Annotated in this window: 13 protein-coding genes; 8 read left to right on the top strand and 5 right to left on the bottom strand. The window is 71.8% G+C overall.

The window, feature by feature from the left end; translation table 11 throughout:
* Nucleotides 1-8 precede the first annotated feature (8 nt).
* Nucleotides 9-1,319 carry an MFS transporter gene (locus tag CUD01_RS08020; RefSeq protein ID WP_166772056.1) on the bottom strand — a complete coding sequence of 437 codons (1,311 nt, stop codon included), beginning with the start codon at nucleotides 1,317-1,319 and terminating at the stop codon, nucleotides 9-11.
* A 182-nt stretch (nucleotides 1,320-1,501) separates the two neighbouring features.
* Between CUD01_RS08020 and CUD01_RS08015 the strand changes: the two genes are divergently transcribed.
* Nucleotides 1,502-2,050: a sigma-70 family RNA polymerase sigma factor gene (locus CUD01_RS08015; RefSeq protein WP_243861005.1), complete on the top strand. Its 549-nt coding sequence runs from the start codon at nucleotides 1,502-1,504 to the stop codon at nucleotides 2,048-2,050.
* Entirely contained in the window at nucleotides 2,040-3,383 is a 1,344-nt protein-coding gene (locus CUD01_RS08010) for a hypothetical protein (RefSeq protein WP_141320118.1), read from the top strand. Before CUD01_RS08015 ends, CUD01_RS08010 begins: the two co-directional genes overlap by 11 nt.
* Before the next feature lie 81 nt (nucleotides 3,384-3,464).
* Here the strand turns inward: CUD01_RS08010 and CUD01_RS08005 are convergent, their stop codons facing one another.
* The 3 genes from CUD01_RS08005 to CUD01_RS07995 all read right to left on the bottom strand — a co-directional run bounded on the left by CUD01_RS08005 (nucleotide 3,465) and on the right by CUD01_RS07995 (nucleotide 6,452).
* Nucleotides 3,465-4,484, bottom strand: coding sequence for a hypothetical protein (locus CUD01_RS08005; protein WP_244937710.1), 1,020 nt, complete (start codon nucleotides 4,482-4,484; stop codon nucleotides 3,465-3,467).
* 226 nt (nucleotides 4,485-4,710) lie between these two features.
* A complete protein-coding gene (locus CUD01_RS08000; protein WP_094181451.1) occupies nucleotides 4,711-5,805 on the bottom strand; it encodes an inositol-3-phosphate synthase in 1,095 nt (364 codons plus the stop codon).
* Nucleotides 5,802-6,452 carry a PadR family transcriptional regulator gene (locus CUD01_RS07995; RefSeq protein ID WP_094181452.1) on the bottom strand — a complete coding sequence of 217 codons (651 nt, stop codon included), beginning with the start codon at nucleotides 6,450-6,452 and terminating at the stop codon, nucleotides 5,802-5,804. Before CUD01_RS07995 ends, CUD01_RS08000 begins: the two co-directional genes overlap by 4 nt.
* Nucleotides 6,453-6,823: 371 nt before the next feature.
* Here CUD01_RS07995 and CUD01_RS07990 point away from each other — a divergent pair, with 371 nt between their 5' ends.
* The 5 genes from CUD01_RS07990 (at nucleotide 6,824) to rplI (ending at nucleotide 11,191) form a co-directional block, all read left to right on the top strand.
* Complete coding sequence (locus CUD01_RS07990) at nucleotides 6,824-9,289, top strand: penicillin-binding protein (protein WP_141320116.1); 2,466 nt, start codon at nucleotides 6,824-6,826, stop codon at nucleotides 9,287-9,289.
* A 205-nt stretch (nucleotides 9,290-9,494) separates the two neighbouring features.
* On the top strand, nucleotides 9,495-9,788 hold the full coding sequence (rpsF, locus tag CUD01_RS07985) for a 30S ribosomal protein S6 (protein WP_094181454.1): 294 nt from the start codon (nucleotides 9,495-9,497) through the stop codon (nucleotides 9,786-9,788).
* Between the two features lie 81 nt (nucleotides 9,789-9,869).
* Nucleotides 9,870-10,373 (top strand): single-stranded DNA-binding protein, encoded by a 504-nt coding sequence (locus tag CUD01_RS07980; protein ID WP_141320114.1) that lies wholly within the window; start codon nucleotides 9,870-9,872, stop codon nucleotides 10,371-10,373.
* A gap of 116 nt (nucleotides 10,374-10,489) precedes the next feature.
* Nucleotides 10,490-10,726 (top strand): 30S ribosomal protein S18, encoded by a 237-nt coding sequence (rpsR, locus tag CUD01_RS07975; protein ID WP_013885186.1) that lies wholly within the window; start codon nucleotides 10,490-10,492, stop codon nucleotides 10,724-10,726.
* 15 nt (nucleotides 10,727-10,741) lie between these two features.
* Nucleotides 10,742-11,191, top strand: a complete 450-nt coding sequence (gene rplI, locus CUD01_RS07970) for a 50S ribosomal protein L9 (protein ID WP_094181456.1) — start codon at nucleotides 10,742-10,744, stop codon at nucleotides 11,189-11,191.
* Nucleotides 11,192-11,302: 111 nt separating this feature from the next.
* Here the strand turns inward: rplI and CUD01_RS07965 are convergent, their stop codons facing one another.
* Nucleotides 11,303-12,664 carry an MATE family efflux transporter gene (locus CUD01_RS07965; RefSeq protein WP_141320112.1) on the bottom strand — a complete coding sequence of 454 codons (1,362 nt, stop codon included), beginning with the start codon at nucleotides 12,662-12,664 and terminating at the stop codon, nucleotides 11,303-11,305.
* A 318-nt stretch (nucleotides 12,665-12,982) separates the two neighbouring features.
* Here CUD01_RS07965 and dnaB point away from each other — a divergent pair, with 318 nt between their 5' ends.
* Nucleotides 12,983-16,564 (top strand): replicative DNA helicase, encoded by a 3,582-nt coding sequence (gene dnaB / locus CUD01_RS07960; protein WP_166772077.1) that lies wholly within the window; start codon nucleotides 12,983-12,985, stop codon nucleotides 16,562-16,564.
* Nucleotides 16,565-17,200: the final 636 nt, after the last annotated feature.

Here is a 17,200-nt window from a genome sequence, read left to right as displayed (position 1 = left end):
ACGTGCGACTACGCGGCAGGGACCGGTACGGGGACGGGGTGGCGGCGGGTCGCGAGGCCGTACCCGAGCGCGCCGACGAGGTAGCCGAGCGCCAGGACGACGAACAGCCCGGCGGACCATCCGGTGTCGGGCAGGGTCGCGGCGGCGAGCGCGGCGGCCCCGACGAAGGCCGCGTTGTAGAGCACGTCGTACAGCGCGAACGCCCGCCCGCGGTACGCGTCGCCGGTGTCGCGCTGGACGATGGTGTCGACGGCGATCTTGGTGCCCTGCGCGGCGAGGCCGAGCAGCGCTGCGGCGGCGAGCACGGGACCACGCGCGTAGGTGAACGCGAGCACCCCCTGGCTGACCGCCGCGAGCAGCAGGCAGCCGGTGATCCACACGTGCAGGCCGGTGCGCGGGGAGAGCGTGGGCGTCAGGACGATCGCGAGCGCGAACCCGAGGGCTGTCGCGCCGAGCACGGTCGCGAACGTGGCGAGCCCCTGCGCGGCGTCGGCCGGGTCGGCGAGCAGGTTGCGGGAGATGAGGATGCTCGCGATGAACACGACGCCGTACAGGAACCGGTGGTACGCCATGACACCGAGCGCCAGCCCGGGGGTGCGGCGCGCGACGAGGTAGCGGGCGCCCTCGACGAGACCGTGCAGCAGGACGAGCAGCGCGGCCGTCATCCGGGCGGCGTCGGACTCCTCGTCGGGACCGAGCCGGTCCCGCGCGAAGCCTGCGGCGACGACGGCGGCCGCACCCATGGTGAGCGAGGCGAGGACGAGCGCCGCGCCGTCTCGCGTCGAGCCCGCCGGGAGCACCCAGCCGAGCACGAGCCCGACGGCGCTGCCGATGCCGTTCGCGGCGGTGCCGAGCGTCGGCGTCACGGAGTTCGCGGTGAGCAGCAGCCGTCCCTCGACGACGTGCGGCAGCGACGCGGACAGCGCGGACAGCAGGAACCGGTTGACGGACAGCACGACGAGCGCGAGCACGTACACCGCGGGCCCGACGCCGGCGGTCACCATCACGGCCGCGGTCGCGAGCGTCAGCACGAGCCGCACCACGTTCCCGACGAGCAGCACCTGGCGGCGTGGCCACCGGTCGAGCAGCACGCCCGCCCACGGTCCGACGATCGTGAACGGCGCCAGCAGCACCGCGAACGCGGCCGCGACGCCCCCGGCGGTCGTCGCGTTCTCGGGGGAGAAGAAGAACAGCGTCGCGAGGCCCACCTGGAACATGCCGTCGGCGCACTGGCTGACGAGCCGCACCGACAGGAGCCTGCGGAACCCCCGCAGCGGCCACAGCGCCTTGAGGTCCGCGATCACCTGCACGCGCGTCATCCTCGCACCCGTGGGACCGCCGGTCGCGACGCCCGCGCGCTCGTCGTCGTGCCGCCGTGGGCCACGTCACGTGACCGGCCGACCCTCGACCCCAACCCGCACGGCGCACCCGGCGTTCTTCACACTGTCCGAGGGACGGACCAAGACGACCGGGGGGACCCATGATCCGTCGGTGGGAACCGATGCTCGACCAGCTGGTGCGGGAGCGATACCCGCGCCTGCTGTCGCGGGCGACGCTGCTGTGCGGCACACGCCACGACGCGGAGGACCTGGTGCAGGACGCGCTGGTCGCCACGTTCGGCGGCCGCGCGCGCTTCGAGTCGGTCGCGGAGGCCGAGCACTACGTCCGCCGGGCGATCGCGACCAAGTACGTCGACCGTGCACGGCGGCTCGGCCGGGAGCGTGACGTGCACCGTCGGCTCGCGGGGGAGCGCGCGACGGTCGTCGAGATCGACCTGCCGGGCCTGACGCGTGAGCTCGTCGACGCGCTGTCCGTGCTCGCCCCGCGGGTGCGGGCGTGCGTGGTGCTGCGCTACCTCGACGACATGACCATCCGCGAGACCGCGCAGTCCCTCGGCATCTCCGAAGGCGCCGTGAAGCGCTACACGTCCGACGGGGTCTCGCTGCTCAACGCGGCGCTCGGGACCACGTCCGCGGACGCCGAGTCGATCGTCGTCCAGCCGAACGCCCAGCCGAACGTCCAGCCGAAGGAGGCGCGCCGTGGTGCGTGACCTGAACGAGTTCCTGCAGGCCGTGGCGGACGCCGACGAGCGTGCGCTCGACGGTCTGACCGCCGACGGGCCGCTCGAGCGCGCCCGGCGCGGGGTCCGGCGCCGCCGCGCCGTGCGGCACACGCAGACCGCCGCGCTGTGCGTCGCCGCGGTCGCCGCGTTCGCGGGTGGTGCGCTGCTCGCGGGTGCGCACCGCGGCGCGCCGGTCGACCCGGCCACGCACGGCGTGACCCAGGGCCCGCTCGTCGAGACCCCCGGCATCCCGCCGTACCGCGAGCTCACCCCGGGCGTGCTGTCCGACGCCGACGAGGGCTGGGTGCTGAGCGTGCACCTCGCCGAGACGTCCGACCCCGAGGGCGTGCGCGACCCGGGCGGCGACGTGGTGCTCCTGACCTCGCCCGAGGGCGACTCCTACCGGGTCCCGGGTGTCCGGGCCGGGTCGCAGCTCGAGGTGCTGGACTGGGACGCCCCCGACGCGACCGCGGTGGTGCGGCAGGTCGTCGACGGGTCCGCGCAGCGTGCGCTGCTCGACCTCGCGGACGGCACGGTCACCGCCGACGCCCGGGGTCTGGCGCCGGACTCCGACTTCGTGAGCCGCGTCGCGGACGGCGAGCTCTGGTTCGACGGCGGCTTCGTCGTGCTCGAGGACGACGGCGGCAGCCGGGACGTGTACGACGCGCCGCGTGACAGCCTGCGGCTCGTCGACCCGACCGGTCACCGCATGATCGGCAGCCGCGACGACCTCATGTCCTCCGAGCGTCACTCGTACGACGTCGTGGACCTGGACACTGGCGACGTGGACGGCCCGTACCCGCTGGTCCACGGGGACGAGAACTGCGACGTCGCGGCGTGGCTCGACGCGTCGACGCTGCTGGCGCGCTGCGCCGAGGGCACCGCGTGGGACGCCGGGTTCGACGAGGTCGAGATCGACCTGTCCGGCGACGAGCCGCAGCGGACCGCGGCCGCCGCCGTCGGCCCCCGCGACCCGTACCTGAACTCGCCGCAGTGGCTGTCCGACGGCGTGCTCGTCGGCGACACGTTCCAGCCGGGCGACGTCGAGGCGTGCGGCAGCGCGGGGACGTACCTGCGCGAGCGGGACGGGTCCCTCACCCCGGTCGAGGAGACCCAGAGCGGGCTGTTCCTCGCGACGACGCCGCAGGTCGCGGGCGGGCTCGTGTACGTCAAGGGCGAGCAGGGCTGCAACGGCGAGCAGGCCCCCTCGACGCTGACCGTGCACGACCCGGCCACGGGCGACGCGCGGGCGCTGCTCGGTTTCCCGGTCGACAACCGCGGCGACCGCCCGGGCATGCTCAGCTGGATCGTCGCCCGCTGACCCACCCCCGCGTGCCGCCGACGGGTGGAGAAACGCTCATCACACGAGCGTTTCTCCACCCGTTGCGACGGCGGGTCGGGCTCAGGCCGTCAGCGGGCAGGTGGGGGAGCAGGGGTGGGGGTGGCCTCGCCAGGCTCGGGCGCGCAGCGCCGCGGCGAGCTGGGCGGCCGTGGCGCAGGGGGTCACGGCCACGTGGCGCCAGCGGTAGCGCAGCGTGGTGTCACCGCTGGTCAACAGGACGGCGTTGTCGCGCCACACGTCGTCGTCGGTCGCGCCGAACGGGTGCGCCAGGCTCCCGTCGAGCTCGGCCCGCACCCCGAGCCCGACGTACACGCGGTCCGCGCGGATCCACCGGCCGTCGACGCGTTCCCACCGCTGCGCCACGCCCCGCGGCAGCCCGTGCGCGCGCTCCACGTCCCGCGTGAACCGGTGCTCGAGCGGTGACTCGACCCCCGCGCGCACCTCGTCGAGCATCGCGAGCAGCAGCGCCCGTCCCGGCAGCCGTCCGCGCCGCCGCGCGTGCGACAGCAGCGCCTCGGGCCGCACGCCGCCGCGCACCGCGTCGCAGATCAGCCCGACGACCGCGTCCGTCACCTCCCGCCGCACGGCTGTCGTCCCGGCCCTCGGTGGGGTGGCCGCGTCGGCGAGCATGTCGAGGACGGCCTCGGCGGGCTCGACGGCGGGCAGGACACCTCCGGACCAGCGGGTGCGTCGCGTGCGGTGGACGACGAGCCCGCGCTGGGCGGTCACGGCGCGCGCGTGCGGCACGACGACGTGCACGACGGGACCCGGGTCGCGCACCACACCGTGGTGGTACGCGGCGGACCGGTGCGTCAGGGCGGCACCCGGCCCTGCGTACAGCAGCGCCGCGCGCGCCCGTTGCCGCCAGCTCGTCGGACCCGACTGCAGCACGACGACGCCGCGGAACGGTCGCTGCCAGTCCCCGGAGGCGACCCGCCGCCGCACGGTCGCGGACGCGTACCCCCAGCCGACGAGCTGTGCGGTGGTGACCACGGCGTCCTGCCGCACGACGGTGCGGCGCACCTCGGGCGCCATGCCCCGCACGGCAGGCAGCCCGGCGACCCGCCCCCCGCGCTCCACGCCCCGACCCTGCCCGACGACACCCCACGCGCGTCGGCCCCATCCACAGCCCCCCGGGGACGCCAACGGGTGGAGAAACGCTCACCTGGCGAGCGCTTCTCCACCCATTGAGGGCCCGGACGTCGTCGCGGCCTGGCACGGAGGACCGGAGGCAGACAGCGGGAGGGCCCCGACGCGGTGCGTCGGGGCCCTCCCGCAGGTCCGTCAGGCGGAGGTCAGGCGCAGGTCAGCGCTCGATCTCGCCGCGGATGAACGCCTCGAGCTGGGCACGGCCCTTGCCGTCCTCCATCTGCACCGGCGGCGACTTCATGAAGTACGTCGCGGCGGACAGGATGGGGCCGCCGATGCCGCGGTCCTTGGCGATCTTCGCCGCGCGCAGCGCGTCGATGATGATGCCGGCCGAGTTCGGGGAGTCCCACACCTCGAGCTTGTACTCGAGGTTCAGGGGCACCTCGCCGAACGCGCGGCCCTCGAGGCGGACGTACGCCCACTTGCGGTCGTCGAGCCACGCGACGTAGTCCGACGGGCCGATGTGGACGTTGCGGTCCTCCTTCTTGCCGGCCAGCGGGCCGTCCTCGAGGTTCGACGTCACGGCCTGCGTCTTGGAGATCTTCTTGGACTCCAGGCGCTCGCGCTCGAGCATGTTCTTGAAGTCCATGTTGCCGCCGACGTTCAGCTGGTACGTGCGGTCCAGGATGACGCCGCGGTCCTCGAACAGGCGGGCGAGCACGCGGTGCGTGATGGTCGCGCCGACCTGCGACTTGATGTCGTCGCCGACGATCGGGACACCGGCGGCCTCGAACTTCGCGGCCCACTCCGGGTCGGACGCGATGAACACGGGCAGCGCGTTGACGAACGCCACGTTCGCGTCGATGGCGCACTGCGCGTAGAACTTCGCGGCGGCCTCGGACCCGACGGGCAGGTAGCAGATCAGGACGTCGACCTTGTTGTCCTTGAGCGTCTGGACGATGTCGACCGGCTCGGCGTCCGACTCCTCGATGGTCTCGGAGTAGTACTTGCCGAGGCCGTCGAGCGTGTGGCCGCGCTGGACGGTCACGCCGAGCGGCGGGACGTCCGTGATCTTGATGGTGTTGTTCTCCGACGCGACGATCGCCTCGGACAGGTCGAAGCCGACCTTCTTCGCGTCGACGTCGAAGGCAGCGACGAACTCGATGTCCTTGACGTGGTAGTCGCCGAACTGCACGTGCATGAGCCCGGGGACCTTGCCGTCGGCCGGCGTGTCGGCGTAGTAGTGAACGCCCTGGACGAGCGACGCGGCGCAGTTGCCGACGCCGACGATGGCGACGCGGATGGAGGTCATCCTCGCTCCTTCTCGGTGGATCTGGCCGGAGCGGCGTGCTCGCCGTCGGCGGTGGACGTGGCGCCGGCGCGGTGACCGGTGCCGGCGGGACGCGCGCGGCGGACGCCACGCTCGTTGTCGATGAGCCCGTCGAGCCAACGGACCTCGCGCTCGGCCTGCTCCAGGCCGTGGCGCTGCAGCTCGAGCGTGTACTCGTCCATGCGCTCGCGGGTGCGGGCGACGGACTGGCGGATCGTCTCGAGGCGTTCGGTCAGGCGGGTGCGCCGACCTTCGAGGATCCGCAGCCGGGTCTCGGCGTCGGTCTGCGCGAAGAACGCGAACCGCACGTCGAAGTTCTCGTCCTCCCAGGCCGCGGGGCCGGACGTGGCGAGCACCGACTGCAGGTGCTCCTTGCCGTCCGCGGTGATCTGGTAGACGATCCGGGCGCGCTTGCTCCCGACCGCGTGCGGGTCCGCCGGGGACTCGGTCCCCACGATCCAGCCGCGTTCGGCGAGCGACTTCAGGCACGGGTACAGCGACCCGTACGACAACGCCCGGAACGAGCCGAGGACGAGGTTGAGCCGCTTGCGCAGCTCGTACCCGTGCATGGGCGACTCGTGCAGCAGCCCGAGGATCGCCGGCTCGAGCACGTCGGAACGACCGCGCACTCCTGGCACCTCCTCTAGGCTGGGGCTCCCGCTCACGGACGTCCGTCCGATGTATCCGGGGCGATCTACTGAAGCGATGTATCAACTCGATACATCGCGCAGACTATGCCGCGCCGCTCGTCGGACACAAGTCGCCCGCGCCCGGCGCCCCGCGTGACCCGCCCCACACCCCGGCCGCACCCCGGGCCCGCTGCCGCGCGGCCGGCGTGCCGATCCTGTGAAAGGTCCTGGGACGACTCCCGACGAGGCGTCCCACGCCAGGCCTTCTCGCGCATACTGGGCGGCGCGTCCGCTGCGCACCCCGTCGAGCCCCCCGGCCGACGCGCGTCGCCGCAGCGCACGCCCCTCGTCGTCGTCAGGAAGGCATCACGTTGGCCGGCTCCTCCCGCGCGTCCTCCCGGTCGCGCCGCAGCACGCCGCGTGGCTCCCGCGCCCGCTCGACCAGCGCCGGCTCCGCAGGCACCCGCAAGCGCAAGTTCTTCGACTACCCGCGCTCGGGGTACACCGGCCTGCACCGCTGGCTGCCGTCGTGGCGGTTCATGCTGGGCTCGTTCCTCAGCGGCGTGTTCCTGGTCGCCGGTGCCGTCGTCGCCGCCTACGCGACGATCGACGTGCCCAAGCCGGGCGAGGACGTGCAGGCGCAGACGACGACCGTGTACTACGCGGACGGGTCCACCGTCCTGGGCACGTTCGCCGTGCAGAAGCGCGAGATCGTCGAGCTCGACACGCTGCCGGAGTGGGTCGGCAACGCGGTGGTCGCCGCCGAGGACCGCACGTTCTACGACAACAAGGGCGTGTCGCTGACCGGTATGGCGCGCGCGTTCCTCAACAACGTGCGCGGGGGCGACAAGCAGGGTGGCTCGACGCTCACGCAGCAGTACGTCGAGCGGTACTACGTGGACAAGACGACGACGGACTACGTCGGCAAGTTCCGCGAGGTCCTCCTGGCCGTGAAGATCACCAACCAGGAGTCGAAGCCGGAGATCCTCGGCCGCTACCTCAACACCATCTACTTCGGCCGCGACTCGTACGGCATCCAGGCGGCGGCGCAGTCGTACTTCGGCGTCGACGCCAAGGACCTGACGATCTCGCAGGCCGCGATGCTCGCCGCGATCATCCCGTCGCCCAACAACTGGGACCCGGCGGTCCGTCCGCAGCAGGCGCAGGCGCGCTGGCAGATCGTCATCGACCGGATGCTCGAGGACGGCCACATCACCAAGAAGCAGCACGACGAGGCCGCGTTCCCCGAGACGGTCGAGTACGTGCGCTCGTCGAAGTACGAGGGCCCCGACGGTCACCTCCTGAAGATGGTCGAGGACGAGATGGCCGGCGAGGCCATCAACATCTCCAAGGAGAAGCTCGACCGCGGCGGGTACAAGGTCGTCACGACCATCCAGAAGCCCGTGCAGGACCAGCTCCTCACGTCGGTCGGTCGGCTCCTGAAGGGTGAGCTCACCGACGGTGAGACCCCGCCGTCGCCGAACCTGAAGATCGCCGCGTCGTCGGTCGACCCGGCCACGGGTGGCGTCGTCGCGCTGTACGGCGGTCCGGACTTCCTGACCGACCAGATCAACTGGGCGACGTACGGCGACGGCGTCCAGGCCGGCTCGACGTTCAAGCCGTTCACGCTCGTCGCGGCGCTGCAGAGCGGGATCTCGCTGGACAAGCGCTACTCCGGCCGCTCGCCGATGACGCTCGACGGCTGGGGCGACGGCGACAAGCAGGTCACGAACTTCGGCGGGACGTCCTACGGCACGATGGACCTCGTCGACGCGACCGCGGACTCCGTCAACACGGTGTACGCGCAGCTCAACCTCGAGGTCGGGGCCGACAAGACGGCCGCGGTGGCGAACGCGGCGGGCGTCACGACCCCCGTCCAGGACAACCCCGCGAACGTGCTGGGCTCCGCGACCGTGCACCCGCTCGACATGGCGAGCGCGTACGCCACGTTCGCGGCGCAGGGCGTGCACCACGACGCGCACGTCGTCGCGAAGGTCCTCAACGCCAACGGCTCGGTCAACTACGAGACCGACGGCAACCCCGAGCGCCGCTTCGAGCAGGACGTCATGGCGGACGCGACGTACGCCATGACGCAGGTCGTCGAGCGGGGCTCCGGCGAGCCGTACATCAAGCCGCTGGGCGTCCCGGTGGCCGGCAAGACGGGCACCTCGACCGGCAACATCTCGGCGTGGTTCGTGGGGTACACCCCGACGCTCGCGACGTCGGTCGCGCTCAGCCAGGTCGGTGACGACGGCAGGTCGTGGAACAGCATCACGCCGTTCGGGCCGAGCCCGTGGGGCGGCAAGCTCGTCGAGGTGACGGGTGCGTCGATCCCCGCGCACCTGTGGGCCGACTACATGGGCCCGGTGCTGCAGATGGAGCAGTTCGCGAAGGAGCGGGACTTCCCGCCGCGCGCGGACGTGGGCGACAAGCCCACGCAGCGTCCGACGACGACGCCCTCGCCCACGCCGTCGCCGACGACCGCGCCGACGACCGAGCCGACGCAGGACGCGACCGCGAAGGTGCCGTACCGACTGCAGGGCAAGACGCAGGGCGACGCGACGGCCGCGCTGCTCGCGGTGGGCCTGGAGCCGGTGATCGTGACCAAGCCGTCCGACGACGTCGCGGCGGGCCGGGTCATCTCGGTCGACCCGGCGGCGGGCACGCGGCTGCCGGTCGGGTCGCAGGTGACGCTCGTCGTCTCGTCTGGCCCGAAGCCCCAGCCGACGAAGAAGCCGGACCCGAAGCCGGACCCGACGCCGACGCAGACTCCTGCCCCGACGGAGGCACCGCCGGCGCAGGAGGAGGAGGGCGGGGGAGACGGTGGGGGTGCGTGACGCCTCGTCGTCCACAGCCCGACGATTTCGCCGCCGCGGAGCCGGGCCGGTAGGCTAGAACATTGCTGTGCCCGCTCACCCTTGCCGCCATCGGCGGGGACGCGGGACGGCGACCGGGTCCGACGAGGACCGGGCCGCCGCAGCGACGCACGAGAACCCTCCTGTCACGGAACGACCGTGACCGCTGAGACCAGAGGAGGTGGGTATGAGCCTGCGTCAGTACGAGATCATGATCATCCTCGACCCCGAGATCGAGGAGCGCACCGTCGCCCCGTCGCTCGACAAGTACCTGACGGTCGTCAAGACCGACGGCGGCTCGGTCGACAAGGTGGACGTCTGGGGTCGCCGCCGCCTGGCGTACGACATCAAGAAGAAGTCCGAGGGCATCTACGCGGTGGTCGACTTCACCGCGGAGCCGGCGACGGCCAAGGAGCTCGACCGTCAGCTCGGCCTCAACGAGGTCGTCCTGCGCACCAAGGTCCTCCGCCGCGAGGCGTGACCTGTGGGTGGGCGCGCCTAGCGTGCTCACCACCTCGAAGGACCTACGTCGAAGCAGTTCGGAATCGAGCGAGGAGCTGGCATGGCTGGTGAGACCGTCATCACGGTGATCGGGAACCTGACCGGGGACCCGGAGCTGCGCTTCACCCCGTCGGGTGCGGCCGTGGCCAACTTCACCGTCGCGTCGACGCCGCGCACGTTCGACCGTCAGAGCAACGAGTGGAAGGACGGCGAGACTCTGTTCCTGCGCTGCTCGATCTGGCGGGAGGCGGCGGAGTCGGTGGCGGAGTCGCTCACCAAGGGCACCCGCGTCATCGTGACCGGTCGCCTCGTCCAGCGCTCGTACGAGACACGTGAGGGCGAGAAGCGCACGGTCGTCGAGCTGCAGGTCGACGAGGTCGGCCCGTCGCTGCGCTACGCCACGGCCAAGGTCACCCGGACCCAGCGTTCGGGTGGCGGCGGCGGTGGCTTCGGCGGCGGTGGCGGCGGCGGCTACTCCGGTGGCGGCCAGTCGTCCGGCTCGGCCGGCGACGACCCGTGGGCCACGCCCGCGGGCGGCGGCTACTCGGACGAGCCCCCGTTCTGACCGGCCCCGCGGTCCCGCGCGTCTGACGCACGGTCCCGCACGAGGTCCCTCGAACCCCCAGACACCACATCCCCGGGCATGGCAACGCCCGGGGCTCCAGAGACAGGAGCACCGCGATGGCCAAGGCCGTTGTTCGTAAGCCCAAGAAGAAGCAGAACCCGCTCAAGGCAGCCAAGATCGAGGTTGTCGACTACAAGGACACCGCGCTGCTGCGCAAGTTCATCTCCGACCGCGGCAAGATCCGCGCGCGTCGGGTGACCGGTGTGTCCGTGCAGGAGCAGCGCGCGATCGCTCGCGCCGTCAAGAACGCCCGCGAGATGGCTCTCCTGCCGTACTCGTCGTCGGCGCGCTGAGAAGGAGGCCTGACGATGGCGAAGATCATCCTCACGCACGAGGTCACCGGCCTCGGCGCCCCCGGCGACGTGGTCGAGGTCAAGGACGGGTACGCCCGTAACTACCTGATCCCGCGCAACCTCGCCGCCCCCTGGACCAAGGGTGCGGAGAAGGACATCACGGCGATCCGCAAGGCTCGCAAGGCGCGCGAGATCGCCTCGCTCGACGACGCGAAGGCCATCCGCGACTCGCTGCAGTCGAAGCCGGTCGTCGTGTCGGCGAAGGCCGGCGACGCCGGTCGTCTGTTCGGTGCCGTGACGACCGCCGAGATCGCGGACGCGGTCAAGGCGTCGGGCGCCCCGGCGATCGACAAGCGCAAGGTCGAGATCGCGCAGCCGATCAAGGCCCTGGGCGAGTACACCGTCTCGGTCCGCCTCCACCCGGAGGTCGCCGCCACGGTGACCGTCAAGGTCGTGGCTGCCTGAGCTGACGCTCACCGGAAGGCCCTCGTCCTCACCGGGACGGGGGCCTTCCGCATGCCCACGCACCCACCTGCCCACCGCGCCACCCTCAGCCGCCGAGTGCGGACCGGACGGTCAGGTGCCGGTGACCATCCAGGCGGTGCCGCGCGCGCGGTAGCCGGTGGTCACGGCGCGGGCGAGCATGAAGACGCCGCTGAACGCCGCGGTCAGCCAGAGCAGACCCTGCGCACCGGGTGGGGCGTAGGCGCGGACCGCGAGGGCGAACGGCACGTAGACGACGAGCGTCGCGAGGCCGGCCCACGCGAGGAACCGCCCGTCGCCCGCGCCGATCAGCACGCCGTCGAGCACGAACACCCAGCCGGCGATCGGCATGCAGGCACCCGCGACGAGCATGCCGACGACGATCGCGTGGCGCACCTCGTCGTCCGTGGTGAACAGCGGCGCGTACAGCGCGGCCGCGCCGCCCAGCACGATCCCGAGCACGACGCCCGCGCCGGTGCCCCACTGGAGGGTGCGGCGCAGGATCCCGCGCGTGCGCGGCACGTCCCCCGCACCGAGGGCATGCCCGACGAGCGCCTGCGCGGCGATCGCGAGGGCGTCGAGCGCGAACGCCGCCAGACCCCAGACGGAGCTGACGACCTGGTGTCCCGCGAGGGTCACCGCGCCCAGCCCGGCCGCGACCCACGTGGTGAGCAGGATCGCGCCGCGCAGCGTCGCGGTCCGCGCGAGCAGCGGCAGGCCGTGACGCGCGGACGCGCCGATGCCCCCGGCCGCGGGGCGGAGCGACGATCCGGCCGCCCGCGCGCCGCGCACCACGACGACGACGAGCACGGCGGCCATGCCGAGCTGGGTGAGCGCCGTGCCGCCGCCCGATCCCGCGATGCCGAACCCCAGGACCCACACGAATGTCACGTTGAGCACGGTGTTCACGACCGCGCCGGCCACGGCGACCCCGAGCGGGGTGCGCGTGTCCTGCAACCCGCGCAGCGCGCCCGTCGCGGCGAGCACCAGCAGCATGCCCACCAGGCCGGGCGCCGACCAGCGCAGGTAGGTCACGGCCTGCCGCGCGATCTCGTCGTCGGCGCCCATCACCGTCACCACCCACGGGGCGGCCGCCCACAACGCGACCGCGAGCACGGTGCCGAGCCCCGCGGCGAGCCACAGCCCGTCGACGCCGACCTGCAGCGCACCCACCCGGTCACCCGCCCCGAGCCGCCGCGCGACGCTCGCCGTGGTCGCGTACGCGAGGAACACGCACAGCCCGACGACGGTCAGCAGGACGCTCGAGGCGAGGGCGAGTCCGGCCAGCGCGCCGGTGCCCAGGTGCCCGACGACGGCCGAGTCGACGAGGATGAACAGCGGCTCGGCGACGAGCGCCCCGAGGGCGGGGACGGCGAGCGCGAGGATCTGGCGGTCGATGCTGGATGGTTGCTGTCCGTTGGCTGAGATGGCGGTCGCTCCCTGCGGTGTCCACACCGGTTGAACTTCGTCTGCGCTCGTCACAGCGGCGTTTCGTCGGGTCGTCCCACGTTATCCACAGGACTGTCCACGGCCTGTGCACATCGTCACGCACAGCCTTCCCCAGTGCCGTCCACAGGATCGTGGGCGCGTTTCCACAGGCGTCAGGCCGGATTCGCGCGACCCCGCGCGCCGCACCTAGTCTCGCGCGAGAACTCCTCCCCGTCGCCGGCGCTCGGCCGTGTGTGGGCGGGTCGATGTAGAACGAATGTTCGACGGGTTCGCGAATCAGAGAACAGGGTGCGCACGGTGACGATCGAAGAGCTCGAGTACGGCATGCCGCCGGAGCCGGACTCCGGAAGGCGCGAGTTCGACCGCACCCCGCCGCAGGACCTCGAGGCCGAGCGGTCCGTGCTCGGCGGCATGATGATCTCGAAGGACGCGATCGCCGACGTCATCGAGCAGATCCGCGGCACGGACTTCTACCGCCCCGCGCACGAGACCGTGTACGACGCGATCATCGACCTGTACGGCCGCGGTGAGCCCGCGGACGCCATCACGGTCGCCGACGAGCTCACCAAGCGCGGCGAGCTCTCCCGCATCGGCGGCGCCCCGTACCTGCACACCCTGATCGCGTCGGTACCGACCGCGGCCAACGCCGGCTACTACGCGCGGATCGTGCGCGAGCGCGCGATCCTGCGCAAGCTCGTCGAGGCCGGGACGCGCATCGTCCAGCTCGGGTACGGCACCGACGGCGGTGACGTCGACGAGCTCGTCAACAACGCGCAGGCCGAGGTCTACGCCGTCACCGAGCGGCGCTCGTCGGAGGACTACCTGCCGCTGTCGGAGATCATCGGCGGGACCGTCGACGAGATCGAGGCCGCCGGTCACCGCGGGGAGGGGATGATCGGCGTCCCCACGGGCTTCTCCGACCTCGACCGCCTGACCAACGGCCTGCACCCGGGCCAGATGATCGTCGTCGCCGCCCGTCCGGCGATCGGCAAGGCCCTGGCGCTCGACACCCCGCTGCCCACCCCCACGGGCTGGACGACGATGGGGGAGGTCCGGGTCGGCGACCAGCTCCTTGCCGCTGACGGCACCCCGACGACCGTCGTCGCAGCTACGGACGTCATGGTCGACCGCCCCTGCTACCGGGTCTCCTTCGACGACGGGACGACGATCGTCGCGGACGCCCAGCACCAGTGGGCGACCCGCACGCGGGCCGATCGACGCCAGCGGGACGGCGGGATGCCGAGCATCTGGACCACCGAGGAGATCCACGGCACGGTGCGGTGCGCGACGGCCGACCGGCGCGCGAACCACTCGGTCGAGACCGCGCGCCCGCTGCGCCTCCCGGACGCCGACCTCCTCGTCGACCCCTACCTGCTGGGCGTCTGGCTCGGCGACGGCCACTCCGCGTCCGCGCGCTTCACCAGCGCCGACCCCGAGATCGCCATGCACATCGAGGGCCGCGGCTACGAGCTGCGCTCGGCGCCGACGAGCGGCCCCGCCCGCCTCTACACCGTGTCCTTGCCCAAGGACGACGTCGAGCCCCGCGCCTGCGAGGTCTGCGGCACGACATACGTGAACCCGCGTCGCCAGGTCCGGACGTGTGGCAAGTCGTGCGGGGGGAAGGTCAAGGTGTTGCGCGTCGGGGCGCCCGCCCCGACGTGCCCGGACTGCGGACGCGAGACGTCCGGCCTGCGGCGCTGCCAGGAGTGCCACTCCGCCCACGGCACGGTCCAGGCTCGGCTCCGGACGCTCGGCGTGCTCGGCAACAAGCACATCCCGGCTGCCTACCTGAGGGCGAGCGAGCGGCAGCGGCGGGACCTGCTCGCCGGGCTGCTCGACACCGACGGGACCGTGAACCCCACGGGCAGCCCGCAGATCACGCTGACCGACGAGCGCCTCGCGTGCGACGTCCGCGAGCTCGTGCACTCGCTCGGCTACCGCACGGGGTGGTCGACGCGCACCGTGGCCGGACGCTCCGCAGCGACGTCGACCGCCTTCACCATCACGTTCACGACCGACGACGAGGTCTTCGGCCTCGAACGCAAGAAGCTCGTGCACAAGGAACGCCGTCGTCGCTCGACACCCCGCCTGTGGCAGCGGTTCATCGTGTCGGTCGAGCCGGTCGAGTCCGTGCCGGTCCGGTGCGTCGAGATCGCCCACCCCTCGCACTTGTACCTCGCGAGCGAGGCGATGGTTCCGACGCACAACTCGACGCTCGGCATCGACGTCGTCCGGTCGGCTGCGATCAAGCACAACCAGGCCGCGGTGGTGTTCTCGCTCGAGATGAGTCGCAACGAGATCGTCATGCGACTGCTCTCCGCCGAGGCGCGCGTGCACCTGCAGAAGCTGCGCACCGGTCAGATGGGCGAGGACGACTGGGCGAAGATCGCGCAGACCATGGGGAAGATCTCCGGCGCGCCGCTGTTCATCGACGACTCGCCGAACATGTCGCTCATGGAGATCCGCGCCAAGTGTCGGCGCCTCAAGCAGCGTCACGACCTCAAGCTCGTCGTGATCGACTACCTGCAGCTCATGACGTCCGGGAAGCGCGTCGAGTCGCGTCAGCAGGAGGTCTCCGAGTTCTCGCGTGCGCTCAAGCTGCTCGCCAAGGAGCTCGAGGTCCCGGTCATCGCGATCTCGCAGCTGAACCGAGGCCCGGAGCAGCGCACGGACAAGAAGCCGCAGATGAGCGACCTGCGCGAGTCCGGCTGCCTCACCGAGGACACGCGCGTCCTGCGCGCGGACACCGGCGCGGAGACGACGCTCGGCGAGCTCTACGCGTTGCGCGCGACGGACGTTCCGGTCTGGGCGCTCGACGAGCGACTGCAGTACGTCCGCCGCCACCTCACCCATGTGTTCCCGACGGGCGTGAAGCCGACCTACCGGCTGCGCCTCGCCTCGGGTAAGGAGGTCACGGCGACCGCCAACCACCCCTTCCTGACCTACGAGGGCTGGACCCCGCTCGGTGAGCTCGAGCCGGGCACTCGCATCGGCGTCCCGCGGCACGTCCCGGGTCCGGAGCTCACTGCAGCCTGGGACGACCGCGACGTCGTCATGCTCGCGCGCATGATCGCCGGGCGGACTGCCCCGCACGCGGCGGCCTGGGCCGACGAGGTGTGGGCACAGCTCGGTGAGTCGATGCCGGCGTCGCTGTTCCACCTGCCCAAGCAGCAGATCGCGCTCTTCCTGCGGACGCTCCTCACGGAGAACGGCCGGGTCGAGCTGGAACGGTCGAGCGGCCGCGTGTCGCTGCGCGCGAGCGGGCGCTCCGTCCTCGACGGCGTCAGCCGTCTGCTGCTGCGGTTCGGCATCTCGACCCGGGTCCGCCGGTCCGCGGACGGTGTTGTGCTGGAGGTCGTCGAGAAGGACGACCTCCGGCGCCTCCTGCAGGAGATCGGTATCGAGGGCCGCCACGCAGGCGCGGCTCGAAGCCTGCTCATGCGTGTCCGGGAGCGAGACATCGACACGGCCACCGAGCCGGTCCGGCTCTGGGACGAGGTCCGCACCGTCCTGACCGCAGCGGCCGTGCGATCACAGGGGGAGGGCCGTGCGCCGCTCGCCCAGGTCGTCGACGTTCTCGACCGCGTCGAGATGCAGGTCGACGCCGTCAACGACCTTCTGTGGGAGGAGGTCGCCGCGGTCGAGCCGATGGGGGAGAAGCAGGTGTTCGACGCCACCGTCGTCGGGACCCACAACTTCATCGCCAACGGCATCGCCGTCCACAACAGCATCGAGCAGGACGCGGACATGGTGATCCTGCTGCACCGTGAGGACGCCTACGAGAAGGAGTCTCCGCGTGCGGGCGAGGCTGACCTGATCGTCGCGAAGCACCGAAACGGCCCGACCGACACGATCACCGTCGCGTTCCAGGGTCACTTCAGCCGCTTCGTCGACATGCAGGCCTGACAACATCGTCGACGTGCAGCCTATTGTCGAGATGCAACTTAGTTTGAGAATCGCGCTTCGATACTTTAAGTACGCCGTCGTATGTGTCCGCAGTGACCCCTACAACAGCGTCACCAGCCGCTCACCTCAGGGCGACCCCCCGCCGCCTGCGTCGTCTACGACTGTCGAGATGCAAGATAGTTTGACTAAACGGCGCCGATAGTCTGACTACCCGATTTGTCCGTTTTCAGCCCGCTGCGGACGGTCTTGGGTTCGTAGTCCCAGCCGACAGGGCGCAATGACCAGGGCGCTCAGGCAGGCATCGCGGCGGAGACCTGGGCAGGGCCTGCCGCCGTCTTTCGCAGGGTCGCCACCGCGCAGCCCGCTCGAGTTAGGACGGCGCCGCCGGGCTCTTCGGCGGACGGGTGCTCTATGGCTGGCTGTTGTGAGATGGCTGGCTGTTGTCGAGATGCCGATAGATTGTCCGGCTTTGAACCTCCTCCTCTGGCCGGGTGATCGCCCCGAGAGGTGCGAAGTCAAGGTGCGTGGGGGGGACGTCACGCTCTCGGCCGATGCCCCGGTGCGCTTCCGATCCACGGCTCGCGAGCAAGATGACTTCTGTCGGCGTCAGTGCAGTCGGGGTGTGACCGCGCCCCC

This window comes from Cellulomonas uda (assembly GCF_006538705.1).
GTDB classification, from domain to species: domain Bacteria; phylum Actinomycetota; class Actinomycetes; order Actinomycetales; family Cellulomonadaceae; genus Cellulomonas; species Cellulomonas uda.
Note: the sequence above shows the minus strand (reverse complement) of the source record. Positions and strands in the feature narration are given on the sequence as shown.